The organism is Allobosea sp. 10L417 (assembly GCF_056395485.1).
The window spans coordinates 574,035-585,899 of sequence record NZ_JBFTJP010000001.1; the positions used below are offsets into that span (position 1 = coordinate 574,035).

Consider the following 11,865-nt stretch of genomic DNA (forward strand, 5'->3'; position numbering starts at 1 on the left):
GGCTAAACCCAGCCCCAGTCGGCCGCACGGCGGACGACGCCATAGGCGATCCATGTACACAGACCGACGACGACCGTGCCATAGACGATGTCCGCGAGCGTGATCGTCAGAGTCCAGGGCCGCAAGGTGGCGTAGTTCGTCAGGTCGTAGGTCGCATAGGCGAGCAAACCGATGAGCGCGCCATTCAGCAAGGCAGTGCTTGCGCTCCCATCCCGCAGCGCGGGCATCAGCGCGAAATAGATCACGCCGAGCGGGAAGCCGAAATAGAACAGAGCAGCCGGCCAGTATCGCACCTGCTCGACGATCAGGTCGCCGAGTGCGGGCCTATAGAGCACAGCGGTCATCGTGCCCAGCCAGATGGCATCGCTGATTCCGAACGCGACGAGGAAGGCGATGTAACCGGCAACGAAGCGCATGATGACCTCCCGGGTTGTATGGAGGATACGCCGGGAATGCCGAAGCGGTTCAGTATCGCATCCGGCCTCTGCGCCATCCGGCGAACAGATCCATCGCGGCACGCGAGGCGTATGATTTCGCATGCTCCTCCGGCCGATGGCGACATGACGACCGAGATTTCCCGCCGCGCTATCATTCCGATACTCGCTGTAGCGCCTCTCCCGGGCTGCGCAGCCCTCCGGCCTGGCGGCTTGGCCGAGGGCAAGCGCGACGTCGCCTATGGCTCGCATCCTCGGCAGCGCATGGACATTTATGTGCCGCGCGGTGCCGGAGCGGCTCCGAGGCCGGTCGCCTTCTTCGTTTACGGCGGTTCGTGGGCCAGCGGAGACAAGGAGACCTATGCCTTCGTCGGAGACGCCCTCTCCTCGCGCGGTTTCGTCACCGTGATTGCTGATTATCGCCTGGTACCGGAGGTCCGCTTTCCGGCCTTCATCGAGGACGGCGCGCTGGCGCTGCGCTTTGTGCGCGACAATATCGCCAGCTTCGGCGGTGCGTCCCAGGCGATACATCTGATTGGGCATTCCGCCGGCGCGTATAACGCGATGATGCTGACCTTGGACAAGCGCTACCTTGCCGCCGCCGGGCTTCATGCGAGCGCGATCCGTTCCACCGTCGGCCTCTCGGGCCCCTATGACTTTCTCCCGCTCGACATCGACGTCACGAAGCAGGCGTTCGGCAACGCCCACGACCTGGCCCAGACACAGCCGGTGAACTTTGCCCGGCGCGACGCCCCGCCGATCCTTCTGGCGACGGGCTCTGAAGATACGACGGTCCTGCCGCGCAACAGCGAGCGCCTCGCACGGGCGCTCAGAAGAGCCGGCGCCAAATCGGTGTCGCTCAAGATCTATCCGGGGCTCGGCCACGCGGGAACGGCGACATCCATCGCTCGGTTGTTGCAATGGCAGGCGCCGGTTCTCGACGATATCGTCGCCTTTCTCAACGCGACGTGACGCATTCTGGCCCCCGCGAGCCGTTCCCACTTTCGCACTTTGGCATTTTGCCGGCAGCGGATGCGCCACCAGCTTGAGCGCGCCCCGTCGCAATACCCTTCATCTGCAAGGACCCGGAAGGCCACGTCTGGTGCTTGGGCACCTACCGCCCCGCCTCGCCGACCAGTTGAGCCGGCGGCGCAGGGCGCCGCGACCGCAGCATCAGCCAGCAGACCACGCTTAGATTGACGAGGTTCCAGGCAAGGCCGTTGAGGAAGGCCATCCGGTAGGAGCTGAAATAGTCGAAGATCACGCCCGACAGATAGCCGCCGACCGCCATGCCGAGCACCGTCGCCGACATCACGAGGCCGATCCGCACGCCGGCCTGCTTGGCCGGCAGGTATTCGCGAATGACGACCGCGTACATCGGCACGATGCCGCCCTGGAACAGCCCGAAGATGCCGCTGACGACATAGAGCGAGGTCAGCCCGTCGAACCAGAGATAGAGGAAGAGCGCGACGCCCTGCATCAAAGATCCCAGCGCCAGCGTCGCCACCCCGCCGATCCTGTCGGCGACGAAGCCCGAGCCGACGCGGCTGATGATGCCGAGCAGCATCATCAGCGACAGCATCTCGGCGCCGCGGGCGACGCCGTAGCCGAGGTCGCCGCAATAGGCGACGATATGCACCTGCGGCATCGCCATCGCCACGCAGCAGGCGAAGCCGGCGACGCAGAGCAGGAGCTGGAGCTGGTTGGCGCTGAGGCCAAGATCGCCGCGCGCCCCGGCGCTATGCGCCTCAGCGGCGGCCAGCGTCGCGGCCGTGGGCTGGCGGCGGAAGAACGGGGCCAGCGGCAGCATCACCACCAGCGCCACGACGGCGATGCCGAAATGGGTGGCGCGCCAGCCATGATGGGCCAGCCCCCAGGTGATGACCTGCGGCCAGACCACGCCGGCGAGATAGCTGCCCGAGGCACCGCAGACCACGGCAAGCCCGCGATGGCGGCGGAACCAGTGCGACAGGTCGGAGATCAGCGGCGAGAAGCCTGCCGCGCTGCCCATCCCGATCAGCAGCCCATGCGCCAGCGCGAACTGCCAGAGCGAATGCGACAGCCCCGCCGCGGTGTAGCCGGCGGCCAGCAGCAGAGCCCCGGCGATGATCGGCACCGTGATGCCATAGCGGTCCGCGACCCGGCCCATGACGATGTTGCCGGCGCCGAAGCCGAGCATGGCGAAGGTATAGGGCAGCGAGGCGCCCGCGCGCAGCGTCTCGAACTCGCCCTGCATCGCCGGCAGGACCACCACGACCGACCAGGAGCCGACGCAGGCGACGGTGCCGATCACCAGCGCAACGGCAAGGCGCAGCCAGGCATAGGGAGAATCGGGCTGATAACGGTCGGCAGGCTGGGACATGTTTCCTCGGCGGCCACCTGTTTGGAGATGGCTCTTCTCCCGGCAGCTTTAGCGACTGGGACGTCCCGGACAAGCGCACCGGGGGCAGGGCCGCCGCGCGACCGCAGCAGGATCGCCTTGCCGAGCGCGCTTGACGCCTCTCCGCTTTGACGGGACACCGGAACGGCTGGAGCGCGCGACATGACGAGGATCTGCATCTACGGCGCCGGGCTGATCGGCTGCTATATCGGCGGGCGCCTCCTCGCCACGGGCAGCGATGTCCGCTTCGTCGGGCGCCCCGTCATGGGCGAGGTGCTGGCGCGCGAGGGCCTGAGCATCTCGCATTACGACGGCCGCGCCTGGCATGTACCGCCCGCTTCGATCGTCTTCGGCTCGGATGCCGCGATGGCTTCGGGCGCCGATCTCGTTCTCGTCACCGTCAAATCGGGCGGCACGGCCGTGGCCGCTCGCGATCTGGCGGAGGTGCTGCCTCCTGCGGCCGCCATCGTCAGCTTCCAGAACGGCCTAGGCAACGGCGCCCTGTTGCGCGACCTCCTGGATGATCGCACCGTTCTCGACGGCATGGTGCCGTTCAATGTCGTCTCCAAGGGACCTGGCAGGTTCCACCAGGCCTCGGAAGGAAACCTCTATGTGCAGGCCGGCGGCGACGCCGATAAACGCCTCGCGATCTTCGACCGGGCCCGGCTGGCGCTCACGCGGCCGGTCGACATGCGCTCCGTCCAGTGGGCCAAGCTGCTCCTCAACCTCAACAACGCCGTCAATGCGCTCGCAAACCTCCCGTTGAAGCAGGAACTGTCGCAACGCGGCTATCGACGCTGCCTGGCCAAGGCGCAGCGCGAGGCGCTGTCTCTTCTCGGCAAGGCGGGCATCGCGCCGGCGCGGCTCACTCCATTGCCCGCGCGGTGGATCCCGGCCCTGCTCGAATTGCCGAATTTCGTCTTCGGCGTGCTGGCGCGGCGCATGCTCGCCATCGATCCGAGCGCGCGCTCCTCGATGGCCGAAGACCTCGCGGCCGGCCGCCCGACCGAGATCGACTGGATCAATGGCGAGGTGGTCCGGCTCGCGGCAAGCCTCCGACGCGCCGCCCCCGTCAATGCCCGGCTTTGCGAACTCGTCCATGACGCCGAAGCCCAGAGCCTGCGGACCTCATGGACCGCAGACCAGCTTTTGGGAGCGCTGCGGCGGCTCCCCGGCAAATAGCGCGCTCTGGGCGGCGTCGACGGCACCCGCGCCGATGCTCAGCGGAAGATGCGCTCGCCTTCCATGTCGACGATCTGCTGGCCCTTCACCAGGGTGAAGTCTGCGGCTTCGGCCTGTCCCGGGAAGCGGTCGGCGCGGATGAAGCGGTGGCTCTTCGTCTCGCCGTCGATCACCTTCTCGATGACGCCGCAAAGCTGGTACTGGCCGCCCTCCTGATAGGGCGTCGCATGAATGGTGAAACCGTTGTGCTCGATGCTCTTGACCGGGCCGGCCGGCTTCTCCTCCGCGGGCTTGCGACCGCCGAACAGTGTTTTGAAGAAAGACATGGCACCTCCGGATTGCTTGCCGCTGATATAGGACAGGAGCCGCGCCAAGGGGAGCACTGTTTCGGCATGCCGAAAGCGGCGCGTCTCGCTGCTTCAAGCGCTTGAACGACCGTACGGAACTTCCCACATCCAATCTGTTCTGGGCGGTCGCAAGACTTGCCGTCGTCGTGCCGCCCGGGCGGCCGCTTCCGGACAGGAGGTGGCCATGACGTTGATCAAGGTCCTGATGATCGCTGGATTGGCGGGGGTGGCGTTTTCGCCCAGCGCCCTCGCCCAGAAAGCTGCGCCGCACGAGACGCCCTGTGCCGAACGCGCCCATGTTGCCGAAAAACTCCGCGAGACTTTCGGCGAGCGCATGGTCGGGAGTGGCCTGACCGATAGCGGCGTCCTGTTCGAGCTCTATGTCGGCCCCGCCAGCACCTGGACCTTGCTCGCCACCACGCCCGCCGGCGTCAGTTGCCTCGTCGGCGCCGGCGAAGCCTGGGAGCCCCTGCCCAGCCCAGACATATTCGTGGCGCGGTAGACGGCTTGGCACGATCTCGGCAATCGACTATGGAGCCATCATCGGGCTCCGTCCCCGTTCGTAAGCGTCTCACGTCAGGCAACGCGTCCAGCCGGCCCATGGCCGCATCGGATGCATCCGAACAGCCTGCCACTTGCGAAAGCCTGACCTATGCCTCGCCCTGTCTTCCGCCGCCTGCCCGCCCGCTACGCCGGGGTGGCTATGCCGTTCTTCCTGTCCGTGCTGATGACCTTCGTCGTCTCCGGCATCTCGACGCTGAAGGCGCTGGGCCCGACGGCCGAATTCCTGCAGACCTGGCCCGGCTCCTGGGCGTTGTCCTGGATCGTCGCCTTCCCGACCCTGCTGCTGGTGTTGCCCGTGGTCCGGCGCCTCGTCGCGCTGGTCGTCGCCCCGCCGGCTTGAGCGCTGCTAGGCGCCGAGGTGCAGCGCGACCTCGCGCCGATGCGGCCTCGCCCGGTGCTCGAAGAGATAGATCCCCTGCCAGGTTCCGAGCGCGAGGCGCCCGCCCATCACCGGAACCGAGAGGGAGACCGGGGTCAGCGCCGCCTTGATATGGGCGGGCATGTCGTCGGGCCCCTCCGCGCGATGGACGAGATAATCCATCGCCGGATCATCCGCGGATGGCACCAGCCGGCGAAAAAACGCGTCGAGATCCCGCTGCACATCGGGATCGGCATTTTCCTGTATCAGCAAGGAGCAGGAGGTGTGCCGCACGAACAGCGTCAGCAAGCCGCTGGTCTCCCCGCCCGCACGCACGAAGGCGACGGCGCGGTCGGTGAACTCGTAAAGCCCCGGTCCGCGCGTATCGATCGTCAGGATTGCCTGGCGCGACATCGCCGTTTCATCGCTCGGTGAGAGCAAGCTTGGCGCCGAGCGCGACGAAGGCGGCCGCGAAGCTGCGGCGCAGCCACGCCATCACCGCCGGGCGGCCGATGACCTTGTCGCGCATCGCAGCCGCGAAGAGCCCGTAGAGCGCGAAGACGATGAAGGTCATCGCCATGAACACGCCCGAGAGTTCCAGCATCCGCGCCATCGGACTGGCTTCATCCGCCGCGATAAACTGCGGCAGGAAGGCGACGAAGAAGATCGAGAGCTTGGGGTTGAGCAGGTTGATCGCCAGCCCGTCGCGCAGCACGAGCCAGGCCGAGCGCGCATCCGCCTCGGTCTCGACCTTGAGCGTCCCATGCTCCTTCAGCGTCTGCCAGGCCATGTAGAGCAGATAGCCGACGCCGGCATATTTCACGATGGCGAAGGCGAGCGCGCTGGCATGCAGCAGCGCCGCGATGCCCATCATCGCCGCGATCAGGTGCGGCACGATCCCGATCGTGCAAGCGAAGGCGGCGAGCACGCTCGCTTGGCTGCCGCGCGTGAGGCCGGCGGCGATAGTATAGAGCGCGCCCGTTCCCGGCGAAGCGACGATGATCAGTGAGGTGAGGAGGAATTCTGGGGACATGAGGCCTCCGGGCAGTTGGCTCCAAGAAGCCTCTTCCAACCGGCGAGATCAAGTGCCCGGCAACGCTGGGTCGCCAACGCGGTGTCCGATGCACTTTGCTTCAGCGCGCCATCCAGAAATAGAGCTGGCCGTCATGGCTGTTGCCGCTGAGCAGATACTCCTCGGCGACCATGTTGATGCCGTTGAACAGATCCCAATGATCGCCATTCACGCGCTGGAAGAACAGGAAGGACGTGCTCTTGTCGCCTTCCGTCTGGTAGCAATCCTCCAGATAAAGCACGCCCTTCTTGCCGAGCACCGAACGCCATACCTTGTTCGAGGCGCCCTTGACGTCCGGCTCACCATAGACCCGCCGGACTCGCGGCTCCAGTTCCGCTGCCCGGATGAAGAAATTGGCGCTGAGCGTGCCCATCGGGCGCGCTCCACCCACGGGTCCGGCATCGCCATTCACCCGGCTCGCAATCTTCGCCAGATGCTCGATCGTCGCATCGTCCTCCGAGGGCGTCAGCCGCAGCGTATAGCCCATGCAGATCGCACAACGATTGGTGGCATCGCCGACCGTCTTCTTCGCCCAGGGTCGGACCGTCGCGAACCGTTCGGCAAGCGCAGCATAGGTAAATGGCAGCATCGTGCGGTTTCGAGCCTCTACGATCGAGTGGCGTAGCAGCGTACCCTGCTTCGCCCGCTCTCAAGCCGCATCCTGCGTTCGTGGGACATCCTCCGACAGGCTGTCGGAGGGCACATATGAAAAAGGCCGGCGTTGCGGCCGGCCTTCTTTGGATCAGTTGTCCAGGAAGCTCCTGCGCCCCTACGCTTGAAACTAAAGGGAAATTATCGTCAGTCAAGGCCGCTTGTTACACGGCTGAGAGTCACGGAAGTGCTTCGCTTATCTGAACAGCCCTCGGAACTGATGCCTTCCTAGATAAGCTGCCATGTTCGGCCACTGCGCAGAGACGTTAAACGCCGCTTCCGTCAAGAGCAGGAACAGCCAAAGTAAATTTCCATCAGCCTCTTCAATAATGAGGCGCTTTGCCAGAGGCTGCGCTATTCTCTGCGCATCTTCAACTAGAGAAATAGGTGAATTATCAAATATAATTGACCCAAGCCCAAGGCATATACAAGCATCTATTCCGCCGCCGACCACCGAGAGCCGTGGGGACGGAGCGGGAGGCATTCCTGGGTGCTGCTCACGGGGCGGTGGCAAGGGCGCTTGGTTTATTCCAAGATCGCGGTCAGAGCGCTCAACCCAACCATGAACGGTCTCAATCCGAGCCGGACCTGCATAAGAAACCAGAAACGAAATGATCCCAGGCGGAACCCATCCGGTGCTGAAGGAATAAGTTTCGTGTCAGACGCTTCGCGGCGGCCGCATTGCGATTGGCTGTCGCCAACTCAGCCTCGGTCAAAAGCGACTTAACCTCAATGGTCGCAACGACCGACTCCGCTAAAAACGCGCTAATTCCTCCTCCTAGATCAATACGCGGGCTATCTGATTTGTAGATGACGATATCAAACTGGTTTCTCGGCTCACGGGGCGCTGAATTTGCATCGATAATTTCTCCAGTCCCGACCGCAAGTTTTGAACTCAAATGACCCTGTAAAAATTCGCGAATAAACGCCTCTCGCGGAGTCCCTCGATGCAGCATGTGCCCGGCGTTGGCTGGGATTTGTGAAATGGCAAGTAGATGCCGCTCCACTGCATCGAGATGGGATTTTAGCATGATACGCTTCCGTTCCGGCGCTATGGAGCCGCTCAGCGGGAAAGGGCTCAGTATTTGCCGGGTAGAGCCGAAACTTAAGCCGAACGGCGCTGAGCACGTTGCTTACCCACAAGGAAAAAATGGGCAGCGCACTAGACCCCCTCACCCTCAACCGGCCGCCGTCTCGCCCCCTCAGAGAACCGACCGCGAAGGAAGCCGCGAGACGCCGCAGCGTCGGCATCGAGCGACATCGTGCCCAAGTCCTGGAGCAGCATGCGGATGGCCTCTCGGGGGTCACCGCTGGCCTCATGGAGCTTTGCGCAACCCGTGACGGCCAGCAAGGTCTACCAAGGGTCAACTCGCTAGCGGCGGCCCGTGTTCTTGGTCTTGGGTGCCGGTGTCTGTGCGCCTACCTGTTCATCTGCAACCTCAGGTGCCCCGCGTCGGGTAAGCTCAAGGTCCAGGGCATGGCGGATTAAGTCTAGGCGGGTCTCGCCTTCCTGCCTCACCGCATCAATTCGGGCAGTCGTGCCGGCCGCAAGTGGCAATTCGGTCCTCTCGGGATAACGCAGTTTCCGGCCCATCTCGTGCTCATGCCTCCGCAAAACCAATTTCGTCCAGACGTTATTGACAGCTAATTACGTACAGACGATAAACGGCAGCATCCTCGGAATGACGAGAGGCCGCACCAACATGACATCCCACCTAACGTCCGGCATCAAGCCGGCGACGATTGTTACGTCACCTCCACCGGCAAACGAATAACCCTCTCTGCGGGCGCCTTTATCAACCGCAGAGCCTTGGGCGTTTAGGCCTCCCCTTAGACCCTAATAACTCGCCGTAACCGTCTGTAATCACGGGCGGAAACCACATTGCGGCAATTCTGTGATGAATTAGGCCACCCTTTAGATGGACCTAGGCGGCATTTTGGCTGCCGTCTGCCTGGGCAAAACTCGCTCTACGAGGCCCCGCTGAGAAGCGCCGGAGGAGCCCCTTGAAGGGCGCCATGTGCCGCGACCGACCTTGAAGCGCTGCCTTCCTCAATCCCACAAGGCAAACATACCATGACCGCCACCGCCCTTTTTGACTGCCGGCCCATCGTGCCGGAAGACCCCTTCGCCCTCCCAGCCACCCCGGCCTTTGATCCTGCCGACCCTTCCACTGCCCAGCACCACCCCATGTGGCCCGACCAGATCGACCTTGAGAAGGGCATGAGGGACGAAGGCGCGGAGGCATACGTCGCCACGGTCGATAAGGCTCGCCGCAAAGGCCACATGGCCCGGCTAGAACCCGTTCGCCACCTGTTGCTTGACTGGGTGCCGAAGGTCTCGGAGTTTATTTGCGCTTGGCGTCGTGCCTACTCCCAAGGCCGTGGCCCGAAACCCACCGCTCTGCCGCTCATCCAGGGAGTGGACCCCGACCTCCTCGCGACCATAACCCTCCGCACCGTCCTCAACCGCATCACGGCCCGCGCCACCAACATCACGCCGCTGTGCATCGAGATAGGCCGCTTCGTGGAGCATGAGCTTCGCATGCGTGCCTGGGAGCGTCACGACAGGCTGGACGAGAAGGCCCGCCGCAAGTTGGCCAAGGAGCTGGCTGCCGAGGGCCTTGAAGTCCCGGAGGACCTCCTCCGCAAGGGCTCCTGGCGCAGCCTCCAAGACAAGCTCACCCGCGAGTTCTCCTCCGCCACGCACCGCCGCATCGTCAACGCCATCATGTTCAACACCGTGGCTGCCGAAGGCGGCATGGAAGGCGTGGACTGGACAGCGTGGTCCGTGGAGCAGCACTTCCGCGTGGGCTCGACCCTGCTAGAGGCTCTGTGCTGCGGCACCAACTGGTTCACCCTGGAGAACGACCCCAACTACGTGTGGAAGCCCGGCTCGAAGAAAGGCCCGGCGCTCGCCCTCCTGCCCCGCCCCGAGATGCTCCAGTGGCTCTCCGAGGCGCTCGACCGTGAGCAAATCTCCCAGCCCGTCTTCAAGCCCACCCTGATGCCCCCCAAGCGCTGGGAGAGCACCAAGGGCGGCGGCTACTGGACGCCCTACGCCCGCACTCCCCGCCTCATCCGCTTCAAGGCCTCCCAGGCAGAGCAGCGTGAAGGGGCGGCCGATGAGTACGAAGCGCTCGACATGCCCGAGGTCTACTCGGCGCTGGCCTTCGTGCAGGAGACCGGCTGGGCAGTGAACACGGGGGTCTTCCACGTCGCGCAAGTCTGCTACGACCGAGGCATCAAGGTGAACGGGATGGTCTCCACGGCGGAGATATCCGACATCATCGAGCCCGAAGACATCGCGGAGAACGCGGACGCTCGGAAGATTTGGCGCAAGGCCCAGGCCTCCGTCTACAGGGCACGCCACGAGCAGGCCACCAAGATGTGGGCCTTGGAGCAGACCATCTCCCTGGCCGACGAGTTCGCCTCCACGACCTGCTTCTACTTCCCCCATATGCTGGACTTCCGGGGCCGCATGTATCCCATCCCGAGCGGCATGCAGCCTCAGGGCAACGACCTCGCGCGGGGCCTCCTGCGCTTCAACGAGGGCCTGCCCGTCACGGAGGAGAATGGTGGCGCCGGATGGATTGCCGTTCAGTTGGCGTCCATGTGGGGCAACGACAAGTGGGACTTCGACAAGCGCATTGCCTGGGTCGAGAAGCACAACGACCTCTGGCAGAAGATAGCCTCAGACCCCATCGGCTACCGCGAGGATGGCCCTGACGGTATGGGCGAAGGCCACGGCTGGGTGAACTGCGACAAGCCCTTCCAGGCCCTCGCGGCCATCCTCGACTGGGCCGGCTTCCTGCGGGAGGGCTACGGCTACTGCTCCTTCCAGCCCATCCAGGTTGACGGCACCTGCAACGGCATCCAGCACCTCGCGGCGATGACCCGCGACGAGGTGGCAGGAAAGCATGTCAACCTCGTGCCCGGCACTGAGCCCCGCGACATCTACCGCTTCGTGGCGGAAGCTCTCCAGGCCAAGCTCGAAGCCCAGGGTGGAGAGCGGACTGACAAGGGGTCTATCGCCCGGTGGTGGATCGAGACGTTCCGAGGCGTGGTCCCGAGGTCTGCCACCAAGCGGCAGGTCATGGTGCTGCCCTACGGCGGAACGCTCGAAGCCTTCCGCAAGTACGTGGCTGTGTGGCTTAAGGAGTACGGCCCGGAGCGCTACAAGGTGGAGTACACCCAGCTCCGCTTCGCCCGTGTCTCCTATCTGGCCAACCTCCTGTGGGAGACCGTGGGCGAGAACGTCAAGGGCGCCGTCCAGGTGATGAACTGGCTCAAGGAGTGCGCGAAAGCCACCTGCGTAGAGGACCAGCCGATCCACTGGGTTACACCTTCGGGCTTCGTCGTTCGGCAGTTCTACGGGAAGGTTGAGCCCAAGCGCATCGACACCAAGCTCAACGGGGAAAACTACCGCCTCAACCTTGCTGTCACCACCGACAAGCTCAGTGTTGACGAGCAAATCCAGGGCATCGCGCCCAACTTCGTGCACTCCCTCGACGCTGCCGCCCTCACCATCTGCGCCAACAAGTGCAAGGCTGCGGGTATCTCCCACTTCACGGCGGTGCACGATGCTTACGGCACTCACGCGGCCAACATGACGGCCATGGGCGTCCTCCTCCGCGAGGCCTTCGTGGAGGTGCATAGGGTCGATAACCTGGAGAACTTCCGGGATGCGTGCGCACGCACCCTTGCGGGCGTGTATCTGGCTCAGGATGCCTCCATGGGTTTCCCCGAGGCGTACGCGAAGGCCTTGGCCAAGATGCCGGCCCCGCTCGGCATGGGGACGCTCGACCTGGAGGGCGTGATGGAAAGCCCCTACTTCTTCGCCTAGCTCCCGGCACCCAGCCCCCCAAGCCAACCCTGAG

Annotated in this window: 12 protein-coding genes; 5 read left to right on the forward strand and 7 right to left on the reverse strand. The window is 64.4% G+C overall.

The window, feature by feature from the left end:
* Positions 1-2: 2 nt before the first annotated feature.
* On the reverse strand, positions 3-416 hold the full coding sequence (locus AC1DE3_RS02950; protein WP_441512136.1) for a DUF2177 family protein: 414 nt from the start codon (positions 414-416) through the stop codon (positions 3-5).
* A 144-nt stretch (positions 417-560) separates the two neighbouring features.
* Here AC1DE3_RS02950 and AC1DE3_RS02955 point away from each other — a divergent pair, with 144 nt between their 5' ends.
* Positions 561-1,406 carry an alpha/beta hydrolase gene (locus AC1DE3_RS02955; protein WP_476852057.1) on the forward strand — a complete coding sequence of 282 codons (846 nt, stop codon included), beginning with the start codon at positions 561-563 and terminating at the stop codon, positions 1,404-1,406.
* 142 nt (positions 1,407-1,548) lie between these two features.
* Here AC1DE3_RS02955 and AC1DE3_RS02960 read toward each other — a convergent pair whose 3' ends face one another.
* Positions 1,549-2,796 carry an MFS transporter gene (locus AC1DE3_RS02960; RefSeq protein ID WP_476778979.1) on the reverse strand — a complete coding sequence of 416 codons (1,248 nt, stop codon included), beginning with the start codon at positions 2,794-2,796 and terminating at the stop codon, positions 1,549-1,551.
* Positions 2,797-2,976: 180 nt separating this feature from the next.
* Here AC1DE3_RS02960 and AC1DE3_RS02965 point away from each other — a divergent pair, with 180 nt between their 5' ends.
* Positions 2,977-3,996, forward strand: a complete 1,020-nt coding sequence (locus AC1DE3_RS02965) for a 2-dehydropantoate 2-reductase (RefSeq protein WP_476778978.1) — start codon at positions 2,977-2,979, stop codon at positions 3,994-3,996.
* Positions 3,997-4,034: 38 nt separating this feature from the next.
* Here AC1DE3_RS02965 and AC1DE3_RS02970 read toward each other — a convergent pair whose 3' ends face one another.
* The gene (locus tag AC1DE3_RS02970; protein WP_441512132.1) at positions 4,035-4,322 is read right to left on the reverse strand and encodes an HlyU family transcriptional regulator; all 288 of its coding nucleotides are present in this window, start codon (positions 4,320-4,322) and stop codon (positions 4,035-4,037) included.
* A gap of 205 nt (positions 4,323-4,527) precedes the next feature.
* Here AC1DE3_RS02970 and AC1DE3_RS02975 point away from each other — a divergent pair, with 205 nt between their 5' ends.
* Together AC1DE3_RS02975 and AC1DE3_RS02980 are read left to right on the forward strand one after the other, a co-directional pair.
* Entirely contained in the window at positions 4,528-4,845 is a 318-nt protein-coding gene (locus AC1DE3_RS02975; RefSeq protein WP_441512131.1) for a hypothetical protein, read from the forward strand.
* Between the two features lie 150 nt (positions 4,846-4,995).
* Positions 4,996-5,247, forward strand: a complete 252-nt coding sequence (locus AC1DE3_RS02980) for a DUF2798 domain-containing protein (protein WP_441512130.1) — start codon at positions 4,996-4,998, stop codon at positions 5,245-5,247.
* A gap of 6 nt (positions 5,248-5,253) precedes the next feature.
* Here AC1DE3_RS02980 and AC1DE3_RS02985 read toward each other — a convergent pair whose 3' ends face one another.
* The 4 genes from AC1DE3_RS02985 to AC1DE3_RS03000 all read right to left on the reverse strand — a co-directional run bounded on the left by AC1DE3_RS02985 (position 5,254) and on the right by AC1DE3_RS03000 (position 8,019).
* A complete protein-coding gene (locus AC1DE3_RS02985) occupies positions 5,254-5,679 on the reverse strand; it encodes a secondary thiamine-phosphate synthase enzyme YjbQ (RefSeq protein ID WP_476778977.1) in 426 nt (141 codons plus the stop codon).
* Between the two features lie 7 nt (positions 5,680-5,686).
* Entirely contained in the window at positions 5,687-6,298 is a 612-nt protein-coding gene (locus AC1DE3_RS02990; protein WP_476778976.1) for a LysE family translocator, read from the reverse strand.
* Positions 6,299-6,398: 100 nt separating this feature from the next.
* Positions 6,399-6,926 (reverse strand): T6SS effector amidase Tae4 family protein, encoded by a 528-nt coding sequence (locus AC1DE3_RS02995; protein ID WP_441512127.1) that lies wholly within the window; start codon positions 6,924-6,926, stop codon positions 6,399-6,401.
* A gap of 634 nt (positions 6,927-7,560) precedes the next feature.
* Positions 7,561-8,019 carry a DUF6602 domain-containing protein gene (locus AC1DE3_RS03000; RefSeq protein ID WP_476852058.1) on the reverse strand — a complete coding sequence of 153 codons (459 nt, stop codon included), beginning with the start codon at positions 8,017-8,019 and terminating at the stop codon, positions 7,561-7,563.
* Between the two features lie 1,043 nt (positions 8,020-9,062).
* On the opposite strand from AC1DE3_RS03000, the gene AC1DE3_RS03005 reads away from it, so the two are divergent.
* Positions 9,063-11,831 carry a DNA-directed RNA polymerase gene (locus AC1DE3_RS03005; RefSeq protein WP_476852059.1) on the forward strand — a complete coding sequence of 923 codons (2,769 nt, stop codon included), beginning with the start codon at positions 9,063-9,065 and terminating at the stop codon, positions 11,829-11,831.
* Positions 11,832-11,865: the final 34 nt, after the last annotated feature.